The sequence below is a fragment of the Nocardioides cremeus genome (assembly GCF_030518195.1).
Lineage (GTDB): Bacteria > Actinomycetota > Actinomycetes > Propionibacteriales > Nocardioidaceae > Nocardioides > Nocardioides cremeus.
Window position 1 is genome coordinate 75,320 of the sequence record NZ_JAULSC010000012.1, and the last position, 17,932, is coordinate 93,251.

The window sequence follows — 17,932 nt, forward strand, 5'->3', positions numbered from 1 at the left end:
CGCCCGGGTCGAGTGATCCCTCAGGCACCTTCAGGGACGGCCCCGGAGCCCTGGGGGGTCACTCGAACGGGTTCCCCGGGTACCCGGGGAAACCGCACGCAGCTCAGGCCAGCTCAGACCAGCTCGAGGCCGGGGTAGAGCGGGTGCTTGTCGAGGATCTCGGCCGAGCGGGCCTTGACCTTGTCGGCGACGCCGTCGGCGAGCACGAAGGAGGCCTTCGACCGGCCGCCGGCCTTGGTGGTGCCGGGCTGGGTGTTGGAGAGCACCTCGACGATGAGGTCGGCGACGGTGTCGAACTCGTCGTGGCCGAAGCCGCGGGTGGTCAGCGCCGGGGTGCCCAGGCGGATGCCGGAGGTGTACCAGGCGCCGTTGGGGTCGGCGGGCACCGAGTTGCGGTTGGTGACCACGCCGGCCTCGAGCAGCGCCGACTCGGCCTGGCGACCGGTCAGGCCGTACTTGCTGACGTCGACGAGCACCAGGTGGTTGTCGGTGCCGCCGGTGACCAGGTCGCCGCCCCGGGTCAGGAAGCCCTCGGCCAGTGACTTGGCGTTGTCGGCGACCTGCTGGGCGTAGCCGCGGAAGGAGTCCTGGCGGGCCTCGGCGAAGGCGACGGCCTTGGCGGCCATCACGTGCGAGAGAGGGCCGCCGAGGACCATCGGGCAGCCGCGGTCGACGCTCGGGGCGTACTCCTCGGTGGCCAGCACGAGGCCGCCGCGCGGACCGCGCAGCGACTTGTGGGTGGTGGAGGTGACGATGTGGGCGTGCGGGACCGGGTCCTCGTCGCCGGTGAAGACGTTGCCGGCCACCAGCCCGGCGAAGTGGGCCATGTCGACCATCAGGGTCGCGCCGACCTCGTCGGCGATCTCGCGCATCTTGGCGAAGTCGACGCGGCGGGGGTAGGCCGAGTAGCCCGCCACCAGCACCAGCGGCTTGAACTCGCGGGCCTTCGCGGCGACCTTGTCGTAGTCGAGCAGCCCCGTCTCGGGGTCGGTGCCGTACTGCTGCTGGTGGAACATCTTGCCGCTGATGTTGGGCCGGAAGCCGTGGGTCAGGTGGCCGCCGGCGTCGAGGCTCATGCCGAGCAGGCGCTGGTTGCCCAGCTCGCGGCGCAGCTCCTCCCAGTCGGCGTCGGTGAGCTCGTTGACGTTCTTCGCCTGCGCCTTCTCGAGCCAGGGACCCTCGACGCGGTGCGCCAGGATCGACCAGAACGCCACCAGGTTGGCGTCGATGCCCGAGTGCGGCTGCACGTAGGCGTACTCGGCGCCGAACAGCTCGCGGGCGTGCTCGGCGGCGATCGACTCGACGGTGTCGACGTTCTGGCAGCCGGCGTAGAAGCGGTGACCGACGGTGCCCTCGGCGTACTTGTCGCTGAACCAGGTGCCCATCGTCATCAGCACGGCCGGCGAGGCGTAGTTCTCGCTGGCGATGAGCTTGAGCGAGGCACGCTGGTCGGCGAGCTCGGCGCGGGTCGCCTCGGCGATCCGCGGCTCCACCGAGGCGATGACCTCGAGTGCCTGGGAGTAGGCGCTGCTGGACAGGCGGGACAGGTCGTCGGTCATGGGCCCAGCCTACGCAGCGCCGTGCCCGGGCCGTCCCGTGGCGGCGGAGTACGCCGGCGAGCAGCGGTGTGACGTGCGCCGCACTCGCAGCGTCGTGGAGCGCTGCCTGGGGCCGCGCTTCTCACATCGTGGGATGCTTGTCTCAGTGCATGAGATCTCGGCTTGTGGGCAGCACGTCCAGAAGTTGAGACTCCTTCCCATGAGCCTCGCCGTGACCCACGTCCACCTGGTGGTCCGCCGCCACGTGGACCTCGGGCGCACCCGCAGCTCGATGTGTCGACCTTCCTGAGCCGCCCCACTCCCGCGCTCTCCTGCGCACCGCTCTCGAAGGACACCCGATGACCGAGCTCCTCACTCCCCCGTCCGCTCCTGCCCGCCCCCGCGCCAAGCGCGGCGAGGGCCAGTGGGCGTTGGGCTACCGCGAGCCGCTGAACAAGAACGAGCAGGCCAAGAAGGACGACAACCCGCTCAACGTGCGGGCCCGCATCCTGCACACCTACTCGCGCCGCGGCTTCGACTCGATCGACCCCGCCGACCTGCGCGGCCGCTTCCGCTGGATGGGCCTCTACACCCAGCGCGCGCCCGGCTTCGACGGCGGCAAGACCGCGATGCTGTCGGAGGAGGAGCTCGACGACCGCTTCTTCATGATGCGGGTGCGCACCGACGGCACCCTGCTCGACGCCGCGGCCGTGCGGGCCCTGGGCAGCGTCGGTGTCGACTTCGCCCGCGACACCGCCGACGTCACGGACCGCCAGAACATCCAGTACCACTGGATCCGCATCGAGGACGTCCCGCAGGTCTGGGAGCGCCTCGAGGCCGCGGGCCTGTCCACCCTCGAGGCGTGCGGCGACTCGCCGCGTCCCTTCCTGGGCTCGCCCCTGGCCGGCGTGGCCGCCGACGAGATCATCGACGGCACCGCGGCGCTCGAGGAGATCAACCGCCGCTACATCGGCGATCCCGAGTACGCCAACCTGCCGCGCAAGTTCAAGACCGCGCTCACCGGCCACCCCTCGCACGACGTCTCCCCCGAGACCAACGACATCGCCTTCGTCGGCACGGTGCACCCCGAGCACGGCCCCGGCTTCGACCTGTGGGTCGGCGGCGGTCTCTCGACCAACCCGATGCTGGCCCAGAAGCTCGGCGTGTGGATCCCGCTCGACGAGGTCGCCGACGCGTGGGCCGGGGTCGCCGCGGTCTTCCGCGACTACGGCTACCGCCGGCTGCGCTCGCGGGCCCGGCTGAAGTTCCTGGTCGCCGACTGGGGCGTCGAGAAGTTCCGCGAGGTGCTCGAGCAGGAGTACCTGCACCGCCGCCTCGTCGACTGCGAGTCCCCGGTCTCCCCGCGCGCCCACCGCGACCACATCGGCGTCCACGACCAGGTCGACGGGCTCAAGTACGTCGGCGTGGCCCCCGTGGTCGGCCGGATCTCGGGCACCACGCTGCTCGGCCTGGCCGACGTGATCGAGGAGTTCGGCCTTGCCGGCGCCCGGCTGACGGCGTACCAGAAGATCGTGCTGCTGGGCGCCGACCCGGCGCGCATCGAGGACCTCGTGGCCCGCCTCGACTCCATCGGCCTGTCCGCCCGGCCCTCGGGGTGGCGGCAGAACACGATGGCCTGCACCGGCATCGAGTTCTGCAAGCTGGCCATCGTCGACACCAAGAACCGCGCCCGCGACCTCGTCGCCGAGCTCGAGCAGCGCCTGCCCGACCTCGACGTGCCGGTCAGCGTCAACGTCAACGGCTGCCCCAACGCCTGCGCGCGCACCCAGGTCGCCGACATCGGCCTCAAGGGCCAGCTGGTGACCCACGAGGGCAGCCAGGTCGAGGGCTTCCAGGTGCACCTGGGCGGCGCGACCGGGCTGGGCGCCAACTTCGGGCGCAAGCTGCGCGCCCACAAGGTCACCAGCGCCGGCCTGGGCGACTACGTCGTCGCGGTCGTCTCGCACTACCTGGCCGACCGCACCGGCCCCGAGGAGCCCTTCGCCGACTGGGTGGCGCGTGCCGACGAGGCCCTGCTGCGCGGCGAGGCGCAGGTGCCGGCATGAGCGAGCGCGCGGTGCCCTACCAGTGCCCCTACTGCGGCGACGACGACCTGCGCCCGCACGAGGTGGTCGACGCCGACGGCGAGGTCAGCTCGCCGCACGGCCAGTGGGCCTGCCGCTCGTGCCTGCGTGCCTTCTCGCTGAAGATGCTGGGCCAGCTGCGCCCCGGCGCGGCGGCCGACGGCGGCCCGGCGTGAGCACCGCGACCACGCGCGCCGCGCGGGCCAACCGGGCCACCAGCACCGAGGGGCGCAGCCCCGAGGAGCTGCGCGAGATCGTGTCGCACTGGGGCGCCGAGCTCGAGCTGGCGCCCGCCGAGACCATCATCGAGTGGGCCGCGGCCACCTTCGGCGACCGCTTCGCGATCACCTCCTCGATGGGCGACGCTGTGCTGGCCCACCTGGCCTCGAGGGTCGTGCCCGGCATCGACGTGGTCTTTCTCGACACCGGCTACCACTTCGTCGAGACCATCGGCACCCGCGACGCCGTCGAGGCGACCCTCGACGTCACGCTGCGCACGGTGCGGCCCGAGCTCAGCGTCGCCGAGCAGGACGCCCAGCACGGCCCCGACCTCTACCGCACCGACCCCGACCGCTGCTGCGCGATGCGCAAGGTCGAGCCGCTGCGCCGCACGCTCGCGTCGTACGACGCGTGGGCGACGGGGCTGCGCCGCGCCGAGACCCACGACCGCGTCATCGCCCCCGTCATCGGCTGGGACGCGCGCAAGCAGAAGGTCAAGGTCTCCCCCATCGCCCGGTGGTCCGACGAGCAGGTCGAGACCTACATCGCCGAGCACGGGGTGCTGGTCAACCCGTTGGTCCACGACGGCTACCCCTCCATCGGCTGCTGGCCCTGCACCCGCCGGGTCGCCCCCGGCGACGACGCCCGCAGCGGCCGGTGGGCCGGCACCACCAAGACCGAGTGCGGGATCCACGCATGAGCCCCGCCCACCCCACCTGCCCCATCATCCAGCACGACCCGAGGAGGTCCCTCTCATGACCGCTCCCGCCCTGGTGGCCCTGGCCCACGGCAGCCGCGACCCGCGCTCCGCCGAGACCATCGGCGCCCTCGTCGACGAGGTCCGCGCCACCCGCCCCGACCTGCGCATCGAGAAGGCCTTCCTCGAGCTGGCCAAGCCGTCCTTCCAGACCGTCGTCGACCGGCTGGTGCGCGCCGGGCACGACGAGATCGTCGTCGTCCCGCTGCTGCTCACCGAGGCCTACCACGCCAAGGTCGACGTGCCGGCGGTCATCGCGGCCGCCACCGAGCGGCACCCCGACCTGAAGATCCGAGCCACGAAGGTGCTGGGGCTGGAGAACTCGTTCCTGGAGGTGCTCGACGTGCGGATGCGCGAGGCCCTGCAGCGCTCGCGGGTGCGCGAGCTCGACGCCCTGGTGCTGGTCGCCGCCGGCTCGAGCGACGCGCTGGCCAACCAGAGCGTGGCCCGGATGGCGCGGCTGTGGGGCGCCCACCACAAGCTGCCGGTCACCGCCGCCTTCGCCTCGGCCGCCCCGCCGGCCGCCGGTGAGGCGGTGCGCGCCTTCCGCGCCGAGGGCCGGCGCCACATCGCGGTGGCCTCGCTCTTCCTGGCTCCCGGCTTCCTGCCCGACCGGGCCGCCGAGCTCTCCCTCGAGGCCGGCGCCATCGCGGTCTCCGAGTCGCTGGGGGCGCACCCCGAGATCGCCCGCGCCGTGCTGGCCCGCTACGCGGTCGGCGCGGTCGAGCTCGTGCCGGTCTGACCCGCCCGGTCGCCCCCTCCGGGGCGACCGGTCAGAGGACCAGGCGCTCCAGCAGGTGCTCGAGCTGGCGGGCCGGGTCACGGGTCAGGCCGCCGTGGACCGGACCGGGCTGCAGCACGGTGCTGCGGGGCGCCTTGAGGAAGCCGAAGCGCTGGCTCAACGGGTGGCCCGCTGCCGCGCTGACGGCGGCGTCGCCGGCGCACACCGCGCGCACCACCTCGAGCGCCTCGCAGACCCGGTCGAGGTCGAGGGCGGGGTCGAGCACCCCCAGCCGGTCGCGGTCGACGTGCCAGGCGGCATCGAGGTAGTCGTGGGCCTGGGCGTAGACGACCACGCCGACGTTGAGGAACTCCTCGCGGTCGACACGAGGCACGCAGCGCAGGGCGACGTACTGGTAGGCGACGGGGCTCGGCTGGTTCCCGGGGCTGACAGCGCTCATCGGGCACCGCCCGACGCGGCCGGCAGCCAGGCGCGGGTGGTCAGGCGGGCGCCGAGCAGCTCGACGTACGCCGCTCGCACCTCGTCGGTCGTCGCCGCACCCGGGACCGGCTCGAGCCACTCGTCGGGCACCGCGGCCAGCACCGCAGGCAGGTCGTCGACACCCAGCCGGGCGGTGATCTCCTCGTCGACCGCCGGCAGCCGGTCGAGGTGGTCGACCAGCACGTGGTCGTCGACGCTCCACGACTGCTGGGCGAACCGCTCGCCGGCGCCGGGGCGCTCCAGGCTGCCGCCGGGCCAGCCGTGGTGGAAGTAGAGGGAGGCGCCGTGGTCGATGACCCACAGGTCGTCGTGCCAGACCAGCAGGTTGGGGTTGCGCCACGACCGGTCGACGTTGGCGGTGAAGGCGTCGAGCCACAGCACCCGTGCGGCCTCCTCGGGGCTCGAGCCCCGGGGCAGCGTGCCGTCGAAGCCGAAGGAGCCCGGCAGGAAGTCGACGCCCAGGTTGGTGCCCACGCTGGCGCGCAGCAGGTCCTGGACCTCCTCGTCGGCCTCGTAGCGGGCCAGCTCGTCGTCGAGGTCGAGCACCACCAGGCGCGGGGTCCGCAGCCCGATCCGGCGGGCGAGCTCGGCCACCAGGACCTCGGCGACCAGCACGCGCAGGCCCTGGCCGGCGCCGCGGAACTTGCAGACGTAGGTGCCGAGGTCGTCGGCCTCCACGATGCCGGGCAGGCTGCCGCCCTCGCGCAGCGGGGTGACGTAGCGCGAGACCGCCACCCGGGCCAGCGGCGCGGTCTCCGCCTCGGACGTGGTCGGCGCGCTCACCGGACCGGCTCCTCGTCGAGCAGGCGCCGGCGCTGGGCCTCGACGTCGACGTCGGTGCTGGGCCAGGTCGGGGCAAGGTGCACCAGCGTGTCGCGCAGCAGCAGCCCGACCGCCAGGTTGCGGTACCACTTCTTGTCGGCCGGAACGACGTACCAGGGTGCGACCTCGGTGTTGGTGCGCTCGAGAGCGGTCTCGTAGGCCGCGCGGTACTCGGGCCAGCGCTGCCGGTCGTCGATGTCGACCGGGTCGAACTTCCAGTGCTTATCGGGCCGGTCGAGACGCTTGAGCAGCCGCTCGCGCTGCTCGTCGGGCGAGATGTGCAGGAAGCACTTCAGCACCGGCGTGCCCGCGGCCAGAAGCTCGGCCTCGAGCTCGTTGATGGCGTCGTAGCGTCGCTCGACCTCGTCGGGCTCGGCCAGCGCGCGCACCTTGGCCACCAGCACGTCCTCGTAGTGGGAGCGGTCGAAGACACCGATCCGGCCCGGGGCCGGCAGCGCCCGGCGCACCCGCCACAGGAAGTCGTGGGCCAGCTCCTCCTCGGTGGGGCTGCCGAAGGCGGTGACCTGCACGCCCTGCGGGTCGACGAGCGAGACGGTGTGGCGCACCACGCCGCCCTTGCCCGAGGTGTCCATGCCCTGCAGCACCAGCAGCACGCTGCGGGAACCGCCGCTGCGGCCCTCGGCGTAGAGCCGCTCCTGCAGGTCGCTGAGCTCCTCGCCCAGCTCGCCGAGCGCCTCCTGCCCCTCGGACTTGCCACCGTCGAAGCCCGGCGTGGCGTCGGTCGGCAGCGCGGACAGGTCGACGGGGCCCGGTGGCAGGCGCAGGTGCTCGGCGATCACCCGGGCATCCTGCCACCTCGCCGAGGCGGGCTCAGTCGTCAGCCGGGTGGTCAGCCGGGTCGTCGGCGGAGCCCCGGTCGGAGGCCGCGAGCTCCTCGCGCACCACCGAGAAGGCCAGGGAGGAGCCGTAGCCCTTGCGGGCCAGCATCCCCACGAGACGCCGGGTCGCGGTCGTGTCGTCGACCCGGGCCACCGAGCGCAGCTTCTTGCGCACCAGCACCCGCGCCGACTGCTCCTCGTCGTCGGGGTCGACGTCCTCGAGCACCTCCTTGACCAGGGTGTCGTCGACACCCTTGCGGCGCAGCTCCTGGGCCAGCGCTCGCGGGGCCAGCCGGCGCCCGGTGGCGTGCTCCCCCGGCCCGCGAGCCGCCACCCAGGCCCGGGCGAAGGCCTCGTCGTCGACCAGGCCGACCTCCTCGAAGCGGTCGAGCAGCCGGGTGGCGATCTCGTCGGGGACGAGCTTGGCCGCCAGCTTGTCGGCCAGCTCCTTGCGGCTGCGCGCGCGCCCGGTCAGCTGGTCGAGCAGGATCGTGCGCGCCACCGACTCCGGGTCGGCCTCCGGTCCGTCGGCGACAGGGTCGGGTGGTACGGCCGGTGCTGGCGGCGCGGCCGGCGGCCCGCTCGCCGGCTCCTCGCGCTGGGTCCAGGCGTCGACACCGAGGGACACGTCCCCCGCCCAGTCGGGCGGCGGACGGTCCTCGTGCAGGTCGCCCACGTCGTGCCTCCGGCTCAGAAGTCGTCGACGCCCACCGGGTCGGCCTCGGCGGGTGCCTCGGCGTCGACCTGCGGGCCGACCCCGAGCTTCTCGAGGATCTTCTTCTCCAGCTCGTTGGCCAGGTCGGGGTTGTCGCGCAGGAAGGTCCGCGCGTTCTCCTTGCCCTGGCCCAGCTGGTCGCCGTCGTAGGTGTACCAGGCGCCGGCCTTGCGCACGAGGCCCGCCTCGACGCCGACGTCGATCAGGCCACCCTCGCGGCTGATGCCCTTGCCGTACATGATGTCGAACTCGGCCTGCTTGAACGGCGGTGCGACCTTGTTCTTCACGACCTTGCAGCGGGTCCGGTTGCCGACCATGTCCTGGCCGTCCTTGAGCGTCTCGATGCGGCGCACGTCGAGGCGCACCGAGGAGTAGAACTTCAGCGCCCGACCACCGGTGGTGGTCTCGGGCGAGCCGAACATCACGCCGATCTTCTCGCGCAGCTGGTTGATGAAGATCGCGGTGGTGCCGGAGTTGTTCAGCGCACCGGTCATCTTGCGCAGCGCCTGGCTCATCAGGCGGGCCTGCAGACCGACGTGGCTGTCGCCCATCTCGCCCTCGATCTCGGCCCGGGGCACCAGGGCCGCGACCGAGTCGATGACGATCAGGTCGAGCGCACCCGAGCGGATCAGCATGTCGGCGATCTCGAGCGCCTGCTCACCGGAGTCGGGCTGGGAGACCAGCAGCGCGTCGGTGTCGACGCCGAGGTTCTTGGCGTACTCGGGGTCGAGCGCGTGCTCGGCGTCGATGAAGGCGACGATGCCGCCGGCACGCTGGGCGTTGGCCACCGCGTGCAGGGCGACCGTCGTCTTTCCCGAGGACTCCGGGCCGTAGATCTCCACCACTCGTCCGCGGGGCAGGCCACCGAGGCCCAGCGCCACGTCGAGGGCGATCGAGCCCGTGGGGATCACCTCGAGGGGGGCGCGCGTCTCGTCACCGAGGCGCATCACCGAGCCCTTGCCGAACTGCTTCTCGATGTTGAGCAGCGCGGCGTCGAGCGCCTTGTCGCGGTCTGCACCAGCCATGATGTCTCCGTCCGTGGGCGGCGCCTGCGGCACCGCGGTCGTCCCAGTTGTCTGTCGTCGTGGCCGACGCTAGAGCGGACCGCCGACAAGTCCGACCCGGAACCCCGGGCCTGTGGAGGACGGCGTCCTGCGCGTCACCTGTGCGCCCACTCTATGCCGAACACCTGTTCGAGGTGGGAGGTCAGGTCGGCGTGTCGCCGCTGTGCGGTTGGTGGTGGTCCCGGCGGGCCCGCAACAGCGACCACACCAGCACCACGGCCACCACGATCCCCGCCAGCACCAGCCATCCCGCGGTGTAGTCGCGGTCGAGCAGCGTCTCGTTCGTGGGGTCAGTCTCCCGGCCGAAGCCACCCAGCACCGGCACCGCGACCAGGGTCAGCGAGCCCAGCACCACCGCACCGGCCACCACCGGGCCACGGGCCACCCGGGGCACCAACCCAGCCACGACCAGCCCGAGCACCAGCAGCGCGACCGACAGCACCACGTCGTGCAGCAGCACCGCGCCACCGGCCCACACCGCGGCGTCGAGCACGTCGGCCGGCTCGCGTCGCGACCACAGCAGCCACCCGCCGTACGCCAGCACGAGGGCGCCGACGCCGCCGAGGAAGAACCGCGCGGGGCTCACGCGCGCACCTCGATCCGCGCGAGCCACTTGGTCTGCAGCACACCGGGACGGTTGGGGGCGATGAGCCGGGCCGGGAAGCCGTGGTCGAGGACCAGCTCCTCCCCGGAGAGCCCGAGGGCGACCAGGGTGCGGTCGTCCTCGACGAAGCCGGACTGCAGCAGGGTCACGCGGAACGGACCGGACTCCTGCAGGGAGGTGAGGACCACCTCGGCGTCGCTCGGCGCCTCGACCAGGTCGAGCAGGTCGCGCAGCCGGACCCCCGACCAGGTGCCCGAGGCGCTCCAGCCCTCGACGCAGGCGATCGGCAGCTCCTCGCTGTGCTGCGGCAGCGCCAGCAGCTCCTCGCGGCTCAGGGAGACGCTGCGCGTGTCGTTGACGACCTCGAGGCGCCACCCCGGGTCGCGTGCGGCGTCGGTGACCCCGGCGTCCTCGGCGGTCTTGTTGATCGGCACTCCCTGCGGCCCCTCGCCCGAGCGCACCGCGAGCACCGAGACGCGGCGCAGGAAGGGCACGGTCGACCCGGCCGTGGCCAGCACCACCGCGCCGGTGGCCAGCCAGGTCGCGCGCAGCAGGCCGCGCCGGCTCAGCGGGCCGGGCTCGGTCGCCCCGGGGCGGTCGAGCTCGGTGTCCTCGACGTCGTGGCTCAGCGCGTGGCGCACCAGGGGCAGCTTGACCGCGACGTGCAGCACCAGGGAGCCGATGGCGATCCAGGCCATCGCGTAGTGCGTGGAGCGGAAGGAGAAGGCCCAGGGGTACCAGTGGCTGATGTTCTGCAGCCCGGTGACCAGCAGGAACAGCGCGGAGCCGACGAGCACGAGGATCGAGAGCCGCTCGGCCAGCTCGACGACCAGGCGCTTGAGCCGCATCGAGGGCCGGGCCAGCAGCAGCGGGTAGACGGTCCAGAGCTTGACCAGCAGCAGCGGCACCGCGGCGGTGCCGCTGATGACGTGCAGTCCCTGGGTGAACCGGTAGCCCCAGGCCGGGCTCGTCGGGAACGGGACGGGTTGGGTGGGGTTCTGCGCGTAATGGCTGACCAGCCCGGTGAGGAAGGCCAGCCCGAAGCACACCGCGAGCGCGGTGCCGACGCGGGCCGAGATGGCGGCGCTGCGCAGGCGTGAGGAGAAGGAGTGCTGGTCGGGCAGGCTGGCGGGTGCCTTCACGGCGCCGACCCTACGACGCCCGGCTCACGGCTGTGCACCCAGCACCGCCACCCAGCGGGGGCCGGTGCCCAGGGGGTCGCAGGAGCGCACCACCAGTCCGGCCTGGCGGGCCACCGCGTCGATGTCGTCGACGCCCACGACCGACCAGGGGAACGGCCTGCTGCGCGCCTCGCCGGTCTCGAGGCTGACCCAACGGGTGCTCATCGGCACGCCGGGCTCCGCCAGCTCGGCCACCACCCGGCCCCCGGGCTGCACGAGGTTGCGGGTGCGAGCCAGCAGGGCGACCGGGTCGCCGCCGATGCCCACGTTGCCGTCGGCCAGCAGCGCCGTCTGCCAGCGTCCCTCGCCCGGCAGGGCGTCGAAGAGGTCGCGCTGCAACGCGCTGGCGCCGCGGCGCCGGGTCTGCTCCACGGCCTCGGGCACCACGTCGATGCCGAGCACCGCGTGGCCGAGCCTGGCCAGCGCGGCCGCCATCCGGCCGGGGCCGCAACCGATGTCGAGCGTGGCCCCCTCGCAGCGCTTGAGCAGCAGGAGGTCGTCGTGGTCGGCCTCGCGGGTCCACTCCCCCATCGGCAGGTCGGAGGGCTCGTCGCTGAGGCCCACCACCCGGCAGGCGTCGCCGCGCAGGGCCCGGGAGAACACGCTGGTGAACGGCTCGTCGCGGATGGTCACGACAGCACCCGCCCACGCCAGGCACCGGCGAACCGGCTGCCGGTCGCGACCGCCGCCAGCACCGCCTCGGCGTCGGCGACGGTGTCGACGTCGTTGAGGGTGGCGGTGCCGCCCACCGACAGCCCGGCGCCCAGCAGCGCGGCGCGCGTGTCGTCGTACGTCGACGGGGTGGACATCTCGACGCCGGCGAGCACGGCGGCGTCGGCCGGGTCGCGCAGGGCCAGCACCCACCAGCCGCCGTCGTCGGCGGGCCCGAGCACCGCGTCGTGGCTCGCCAGCGGCGCGGCGGCGTCGAGCAGGAGCTCGGGGGTGACCTGGGGGGTGTCCATGCCGACCTGCACGACCGCTCCGGGGCCGCTGTCGGCGACCGCGGCGTGCGCGTGGGCCAGCCGCTCGTCGAAGCCGTCGCCGACCTGGGCGGTGGTGCTCCAGCCGGCCAGCGCGGCGAGGATCTCGTCTCCGCGCACGGCCTCGGCGAGGTCCCCGGCGAGGCTGAGGTGGCAGCGCTCGGCACCGACGGCGGCGGTGGCGGCGTCGATCGTGTCGAGCAGGCAGGCGGCGGCGACCTCGGCCGCGGCCTCGTCGCCGATGTCGGCTCCCAGCCGGGTCTTGACGCGCCCGGCGACCGGGGCCTTGGCCACGACGAGGACCCGGGGCGGGACGTCCGGGTCGTGCGGCGCCGTCACGACAGCACCTTCCAGAAGTCGCGCGCGGTGCGCAGGGTGCCCTTGACCGAGCCGGAGACCTTCGAGCGGGTGCCCTCGGCGCGCGGGTGGTACGTCACGTCGCGCTCGCTGACCCGCCAGCCGGCGATGGTGAGCTTCTGCAGCAGCTCGACGGGGTAGCCGAAGCGGCGGTCCTCGACACCGAGGTCGAGCAGGGCCTGGCGGCGGGCCACCCGCATGGGGGCGATGTCGTGCGCGGTCATCGCGATCCTCCGTCTCAACCAGGCGACGATCAGAGCGTTGCCGAGACGGGCGTGCCACGGCCACACCCTTCGGGACACCGGTCGACGGCGCCCGACCGCGACGTCGGCGCGCCCCGACGTCACGTCGTCGAGCAGCACCAGCAGCTCGTCGGGGTCGAAGCTGCCGTCGCCGTCCATGAAGGCGACGTAGTCGTGGGTGGCGGCCAGCAGTCCGGCGTGCACCGCCGCGCCATAGCCGGGCACGCTCTCGTGCACCACGGTGGCACCGAGCCGGGCGGCGACCTCGGCGGTGGCGTCGCGCGAGCCGTTGTCGACGACGATCACCGCGAACTCGGAGGGGATGCGCGGCAGCAGCGCCTCGAGGGCCGGACCCTCGTCGCGGCAGGGCAGGACGAGATCGGCGACGGGCATGGCAGGCAGACTAGACCGGCCCGACCCACCCCAGACGGTGGGAGGACCGTGTGGCCGCGCCTCTAGGGTCGTGCCATGTCCTCCCCCGGCGCGGCCGACGCGTCCCCTGCCCGCGCCGCGCGCACCGGCCTGGTGCTGACACTGCTGCTGGTGGTGCTGGCGTTCGCGCTGCCGGCCCTCTTCGACTGGCAGACCTGGAGCCGGGCCAGCCGCTCCGCGCACCCCTGGGCCTCACCGCCGCTGCACGGCTTCTGGGAGCCCAAGCTGGTCGGCCCGGGCACCGCTCCCGCGCTGCTGGTGGGGCTGGTGGGCCTGGCCTGGTTCCCCCGGTACGCCGCCGTCGCCTCGTGGGGCCGGCTGCTGCTGGCGTCGTACGCCGTCGCGCTGGCGTGGATGCTCTCGCTCGCGTTCGTCGACGGCAGCGAGGGGATCTCGCGCGTGCTCGACCACTCCACGGAGTACCTGCCCAGCGCCCGCGAGGTCGACGACGTGCCGGAGATGCTGCGCACCTACGTCGACCGCATCCCCTACAGCCACCCCGACAACTGGCCCACCCAGGCGGCCGGGCACCCACCGCTCGCGCTGCTCTTCTTCGTCGGCCTGGTGCGGATCGGCCTCGGCGGCTCGTTCGCGGCCGGGATGGTGGTCACGGTCATCGGCGCGACGACGGCCCTCTCCGTCCTGGCGCTGCTGCGCACCCTCGACGCCGAGCTGCTCGCGCGGCGCGCCGCTCCGTTCCTGGTGCTCTCCCCCGCTGCGGTGTTCATGGCCGTCTCGGCCGACGCGATCTTCACCGCGGTGACCGCCGCGGGGCTGGCGCTGCTGGCGCGGGCCGCGGTCGGGCGCGGCCGCGGGTGGATCGGGTGGTCGGTGGCCGCCGGGTTCGTGCTGGGCTGCAGCGTGCTGCTCTCCTACGGGATGGGGCTGATGGGACTGGTCGCGCTCGCCGTGCTCGTGGCCGCCCGGTCGTGGCGCCCGCTGCCCGTGGCGGTCGTCGCCGCCCTCGTGCCGGTGCTGGCGATGGCTGCGGCGGGCTTCGCGTGGTGGGAGGCCTACCCGGTGCTGACCGAGCGCTACTGGGACGGCATCGCCGGCGACCGGCCCGCCTGGTACTGGATGTGGGGCAACCTGGCCGCCCTGGCCGTCAGCGCCGGGCCCCTGGTGGGGGCGGCGCTGGCGCACGCCGGCGCGCGTGCCCGGCTGCTGCGGGCCGCCGCGCTCGGCCCCGGCTCACGGGTGGTGGCCGTGCTCGTGCTGGGCGCGGTGCTGGCGATCGTGGTCGCCGACGTGTCGCGGATGAGCAAGTCGGAGGTCGAGCGGATCTGGCTGCCGTTCATGCCGTGGCTGACGATCGCCGCGGCGCTGCTGCCCGACGCCTGGCGGCGCTGGGGGCTGGCGCTGCAGGTGGGCTGGGCGCTCGTGGTCCAGCACCTGCTCTACACGTCGTGGTGACCCGGCCCGACGGGAGGTTCGGGCCGGGTCGACGCGAAGTTCGGGCCGGGTGGGCGGGAAGTACGGGCCGGGTCAGTCGCGCAGCGGGGCGGTGGCGAAGGCGGGCAGGCCCTGGTCGGGGTGCACGGTCGCGGTGAAGCCCAGCTCGTCGGTGGCCCGCTGGGGCGAGGCGACGACGTGGCGCACGTCGCCGAGGCGGTAGCCGCCGGTGACCTCGGGCTCGATGTCGCTGCCGGTGCCGCGTGCGACCAGCGACGCGACGTCGCGGATGCCGATCGGGTGCCCCGAGGCCACGTTGTAGGCGCGGTGGTGGCCCTCAGGCTCCTCGAGCACCGCCCGCAGCGCGGCCTCGTTGGCGCGCGCGACGTCGTCGACGTGCACGAAGTCGCGCACCTGCCGGCCGTCCTCGAAGACCTGGGGCGCCTCGCCGCGCTCGAGCGAGGAGCGGAACATCGCCGCCACCCCCGAGTAGGGCGTGTCGCGCGGCATCCGGGGGCCGTAGACGTTGTGGTAGCGCAGCGACAGGGCCGCGGCGCCGGCCTGGCGCACCCAGGCGATGGCGTAGTGCTCCTGGGCGACCTTGCTGGCGGCGTAGCTGGAGCGCGGCTCGAGGCGCGCGTCCTCGTCGACCAGCGCCCAGGTCAGCGGCTCGCCGCAGACCGGGCAGGGGTTCTCGAAGCGGCCGGCCTCCAGCGCCTCGCGGGGGCGGGTGGCCGGCACCTGCTCGCCGTGCTCGGCGCAGGTGTAGCGACCCTCGCCGTAGACGACCATGCTCGAGGCCTGCACCAGCCGGTGCACGCCCGCCTCGTGCATCGCCGCGAGCAGCACCGCCGTGCCCAGGTCGTTGTGGCCCGCGTAGAGCGGCAGGTCGGCGACGGTGACGCCGGCCCCGACCATGGCGGCCTGGTGGCACACCACGTCGACCCCGCGCAGCAGGTCGGGCCAGGCGTCGGCGTCGCGCACATCGAGCTGGTGGGTGCCGGCCGGGGCGCTGGTGGCACCGTGGGCCTTCTCGAGCATCAGGTCGACACGCACCACCTCGTCGCCGGCCGCCTCGAGGCGCTCGGCGATGGCGCCGCCGATGAAGCCGGCCGAGCCGGTCAGCAGGACCTTCACGACGCCGACTCCGAGGCCGACTCCCGGCCCGGGACGGTGTAGGTGAGCTCGAGGTCGTCGGCCCAGCCCGAGCAGGAGCAGCCGTCGGGGTCGGGCAGCGCCTCGATGGCCGCGGCGAGCAGCCCGGTGAGCCGCTCGAGGTTGGCCTTGAAGCGGGCGAAGACCTCGGCCTGGCCCACCCCCTCGCCGCTCTCGGCGCCGGCGTCCATGTCGGTGACCAGCGCGATCGGGGTGTAGCACTGCAGCATCTCGCGGGCCAGCGCCGCCTCGGGGTGCCCGGTCATGTTGATCAGCGACCAGCCCTGCTCGGCGTAGTGGCGCGACTCGGCGCGCGTGGAGAAGCGGGGGCCCTCGACGATCACCATCGTGCCGCCGTGGCGCACGTCGTCGGCCGCGCCGGTCACCGCCCCGGCGAGCCGGTCGCAGTAGGGGTCCCCGAACGGCAGGTGCACCGCGCCGCCCTCGACGTACGACGGCACCCGGCGGTAGGTGCGGTCGACCATCTGGTCGGGCACCACCACGTCACCCGGCGCCACGTCGGCCCGCAACCCGCCCACCGCGCAGGGCGCCAGCACCTGGCGCACGCCCAGGGAGCGCAGCGCCCACTGGTTGGCGCGGTAGGGGATGGTGTGCGGCGCGTACTCGTGGGAGGTGCCGTGGCGCGGCAGGAACGCCACCCGCCGCCCGGCGACCGTGCCGATCGAGACCGGCGCCGAGGGGTCGCCGTACGGCGTCTCGACCCGGACCGTCTCGGGGTCCTCGAGGAAGGAGTAGAAACCGGTGCCGCCGATCACGGCGACGTCAGCACGCGTCTCGCTCATGGGCGTCACTGTGCCAGGTCGGCCGGGGCCTCCGGAGCCGCCACGGGGGTGAGACGGTGCGCAGCCACCGCGGCGCCGAGCACCGCCAGGGCCAGGCCGACCGCGGCCAGCGCGAGGGCCGGGTAGCCGGCGAGCGCGACGACGACGCCGGCCAGCCCACCGCCCGCCGCGGCGACCAGGTTCATCACCAGGTCGGCCGAGCCCTGCACGTCGGCGCGGGCGTCGAGCGGGGCGTGGTCGGCGACCAGCGTCGAGGCCGCGACCGTGGCGAGGGACCAGCCCAGGCCCAGCAGGAAGAGTCCGCCGAAGATCTGCCACGAGGAGCCCTCGGGCGCGGCCGCCGAGAGCCCCAGCGCGACGACGAGCACCACGCCGCCGGCGCCCAGGGTGAGCGGGCGCCCAGCTGTGTCGGCCAGCCACCCCACCAGCGGGGCGAAGGCGAACATGCCCAGCACGTGCACGCTGATGACCACCCCGATGACCCGCAGCTCGGCGCCGCCGTGCTCCATGTGCAGCGGCGTCATCACCATCACCGCGACCATGGCCGCGTGCGCGCCCGCGAGCCCGACGACCGCGGCGAGCAGCACCGGCCGCTCCCGCACCGCCTGCCGCACCCGCCCCCACGACGTGCCCGAGGGCACCAGCCCGGCGGTGCCGGCGACCTCGCGGGCCAGCAGCAGCGGGTCGGGGCGCAGGAAGGTGCTGACCACCGCGGCGGCCAGCAGCATCCCGACGCTGCCCAGCGCGAAGGGACCGGTCAGCTCGGGCAGCCCCAACCAGCGGGCCAGCGCCGCGGCGGGGCCGGTCAGGTTGGGGCCGGCGACGGCGCCGATGGTGGTCGCCCACACCACGACGGCCAGCGCCCGGCCCCGCTGGGCCGGCTCGGCGAGGTCGGTGGCGGCGTACCTCGCGGCGTTGTTGGCGGCGGTCGTCGAGCCCAGCAGCACCGCGCCGAGCAGCAGCAGCGCCATCGACCCGACGCTGCCGGCGACCACGGCGAGCACGGCCCCGCTCGCGCCGAGCAGGTAGCCGGTGGTCAGGCCGGGGCGGCGCCCGTGCAGCGCCATCACCCGGGCCAGCACGTAGGAGGCGAGCGCGGCGCCGAGCACCTGGAAGGTCTGCGCCAAGCCGGCTTGGCCGTCGCTGCCGGAGATGTCACGGGCCAGCAGCGAGGCGGTGGCGATGCCGATCGTGATGCCGACCGCGCCGACGGCCTGGGTGACCACCAGGGTCGCGACGGTACGCCGCTGCACCCGGGCCTGCGCCTCTCCGGCCTCCACCTGGCCCGGCTGCATCGCCGGCGGCTGCGGCGCGGAGGCCGTCACTGGTAGCGCTCGGGCAGCTCGAGCACGCGCCAGACCGCGGCCCAGACCTGCTTGGGCGGGATCCCGTCGTCGATGGCCTGGCGGGTGGTCCGGCCGCCGAGCTCGTTGATGACGAAGAGCTCGGCCCACGAGCCCGACGACTCCCTGCCCAGCGCCTCGTCGAGCCGTGCCCAGAACTCCGTGTGCCTCACGTGCCCATTG

20 protein-coding genes are annotated in these 17,932 nt (G+C 74.0%); 5 read left to right on the forward strand and 15 right to left on the reverse strand.

Going from position 1 to position 17,932, the window contains the following annotated elements; genetic code table 11:
- Positions 1-113: 113 nt before the first annotated feature.
- On the reverse strand, positions 114-1,559 hold the full coding sequence (locus QWJ41_RS12960) for a glycine hydroxymethyltransferase (protein WP_302708778.1): 1,446 nt from the start codon (positions 1,557-1,559) through the stop codon (positions 114-116).
- A gap of 338 nt (positions 1,560-1,897) precedes the next feature.
- On the opposite strand from QWJ41_RS12960, the gene QWJ41_RS12965 reads away from it, so the two are divergent.
- The 4 genes from QWJ41_RS12965 to QWJ41_RS12980 are packed head-to-tail and all read left to right on the forward strand — an operon-like array spanning position 1,898 to position 5,340.
- On the forward strand, positions 1,898-3,604 hold the full coding sequence (locus QWJ41_RS12965; protein WP_302708780.1) for a nitrite/sulfite reductase: 1,707 nt from the start codon (positions 1,898-1,900) through the stop codon (positions 3,602-3,604).
- Complete coding sequence (locus tag QWJ41_RS12970; RefSeq protein ID WP_302708782.1) at positions 3,601-3,798, forward strand: hypothetical protein; 198 nt, start codon at positions 3,601-3,603, stop codon at positions 3,796-3,798. The genes QWJ41_RS12965 and QWJ41_RS12970 overlap by 4 nt, the downstream gene beginning before the upstream one ends.
- On the forward strand, positions 3,795-4,541 hold the full coding sequence (locus QWJ41_RS12975) for a phosphoadenylyl-sulfate reductase (RefSeq protein ID WP_302708783.1): 747 nt from the start codon (positions 3,795-3,797) through the stop codon (positions 4,539-4,541). The genes QWJ41_RS12970 and QWJ41_RS12975 overlap by 4 nt, the downstream gene beginning before the upstream one ends.
- A 55-nt stretch (positions 4,542-4,596) precedes the next feature.
- Positions 4,597-5,340, forward strand: coding sequence for a sirohydrochlorin chelatase (locus tag QWJ41_RS12980; RefSeq protein WP_302708785.1), 744 nt, complete (start codon positions 4,597-4,599; stop codon positions 5,338-5,340).
- Positions 5,341-5,371: 31 nt separating this feature from the next.
- On the opposite strand, the gene QWJ41_RS12985 is transcribed toward QWJ41_RS12980, so the two are convergent.
- From QWJ41_RS12985 to QWJ41_RS13030, 10 genes are all read right to left on the reverse strand, one after another.
- Positions 5,372-5,779, reverse strand: coding sequence for a DUF3037 domain-containing protein (locus tag QWJ41_RS12985; protein WP_302708787.1), 408 nt, complete (start codon positions 5,777-5,779; stop codon positions 5,372-5,374).
- A complete protein-coding gene (locus tag QWJ41_RS12990) occupies positions 5,776-6,603 on the reverse strand; it encodes a HipA family kinase (RefSeq protein WP_302708788.1) in 828 nt (275 codons plus the stop codon). Before QWJ41_RS12990 ends, QWJ41_RS12985 begins: the two co-directional genes overlap by 4 nt.
- The gene (locus QWJ41_RS12995; RefSeq protein ID WP_302708836.1) at positions 6,600-7,439 is read right to left on the reverse strand and encodes a PPK2 family polyphosphate kinase; all 840 of its coding nucleotides are present in this window, start codon (positions 7,437-7,439) and stop codon (positions 6,600-6,602) included. The genes QWJ41_RS12990 and QWJ41_RS12995 overlap by 4 nt, the downstream gene beginning before the upstream one ends.
- 34 nt (positions 7,440-7,473) lie before the next feature.
- The gene (locus QWJ41_RS13000; protein WP_302708790.1) at positions 7,474-8,157 is read right to left on the reverse strand and encodes a regulatory protein RecX; all 684 of its coding nucleotides are present in this window, start codon (positions 8,155-8,157) and stop codon (positions 7,474-7,476) included.
- A 14-nt stretch (positions 8,158-8,171) separates the two neighbouring features.
- Positions 8,172-9,221, reverse strand: coding sequence for a recombinase RecA (gene recA, locus QWJ41_RS13005; RefSeq protein ID WP_179616315.1), 1,050 nt, complete (start codon positions 9,219-9,221; stop codon positions 8,172-8,174).
- A gap of 181 nt (positions 9,222-9,402) precedes the next feature.
- Entirely contained in the window at positions 9,403-9,846 is a 444-nt protein-coding gene (locus tag QWJ41_RS13010) for a hypothetical protein (protein ID WP_302708792.1), read from the reverse strand.
- The gene (locus QWJ41_RS13015; protein ID WP_302708794.1) at positions 9,843-11,006 is read right to left on the reverse strand and encodes a molybdopterin-dependent oxidoreductase; all 1,164 of its coding nucleotides are present in this window, start codon (positions 11,004-11,006) and stop codon (positions 9,843-9,845) included. The genes QWJ41_RS13010 and QWJ41_RS13015 overlap by 4 nt, the downstream gene beginning before the upstream one ends.
- 24 nt (positions 11,007-11,030) lie before the next feature.
- On the reverse strand, positions 11,031-11,678 hold the full coding sequence (locus tag QWJ41_RS13020; RefSeq protein ID WP_302708796.1) for a methyltransferase domain-containing protein: 648 nt from the start codon (positions 11,676-11,678) through the stop codon (positions 11,031-11,033).
- Positions 11,675-12,364 (reverse strand): TIGR04282 family arsenosugar biosynthesis glycosyltransferase, encoded by a 690-nt coding sequence (locus QWJ41_RS13025; RefSeq protein ID WP_302708798.1) that lies wholly within the window; start codon positions 12,362-12,364, stop codon positions 11,675-11,677. Before QWJ41_RS13025 ends, QWJ41_RS13020 begins: the two co-directional genes overlap by 4 nt.
- Complete coding sequence (locus tag QWJ41_RS13030; RefSeq protein WP_302708800.1) at positions 12,361-13,017, reverse strand: glycosyltransferase family 2 protein; 657 nt, start codon at positions 13,015-13,017, stop codon at positions 12,361-12,363. Before QWJ41_RS13030 ends, QWJ41_RS13025 begins: the two co-directional genes overlap by 4 nt.
- Before the next feature lie 75 nt (positions 13,018-13,092).
- Between QWJ41_RS13030 and QWJ41_RS13035 the strand changes: the two genes are divergently transcribed.
- Positions 13,093-14,469, forward strand: a complete 1,377-nt coding sequence (locus QWJ41_RS13035; RefSeq protein WP_302708802.1) for a hypothetical protein — start codon at positions 13,093-13,095, stop codon at positions 14,467-14,469.
- A 72-nt stretch (positions 14,470-14,541) separates the two neighbouring features.
- Here QWJ41_RS13035 and QWJ41_RS13040 read toward each other — a convergent pair whose 3' ends face one another.
- Genes QWJ41_RS13040 through QWJ41_RS13055 form a run of 4 tightly spaced genes read right to left on the reverse strand, consistent with a single transcriptional unit; the run spans position 14,542 to position 17,922 of the window.
- Positions 14,542-15,585, reverse strand: a complete 1,044-nt coding sequence (locus QWJ41_RS13040; RefSeq protein ID WP_302708804.1) for an NAD-dependent epimerase/dehydratase family protein — start codon at positions 15,583-15,585, stop codon at positions 14,542-14,544.
- Entirely contained in the window at positions 15,582-16,406 is an 825-nt protein-coding gene (locus tag QWJ41_RS13045; RefSeq protein ID WP_302708806.1) for an S-methyl-5'-thioadenosine phosphorylase, read from the reverse strand. Before QWJ41_RS13045 ends, QWJ41_RS13040 begins: the two co-directional genes overlap by 4 nt.
- 5 nt (positions 16,407-16,411) lie before the next feature.
- Positions 16,412-17,731, reverse strand: a complete 1,320-nt coding sequence (locus tag QWJ41_RS13050) for an MFS transporter (protein ID WP_302708807.1) — start codon at positions 17,729-17,731, stop codon at positions 16,412-16,414.
- Positions 17,728-17,922, reverse strand: coding sequence for a DUF3046 domain-containing protein (locus QWJ41_RS13055; protein ID WP_302708809.1), 195 nt, complete (start codon positions 17,920-17,922; stop codon positions 17,728-17,730). The genes QWJ41_RS13050 and QWJ41_RS13055 overlap by 4 nt, the downstream gene beginning before the upstream one ends.
- Positions 17,923-17,932: the final 10 nt, after the last annotated feature.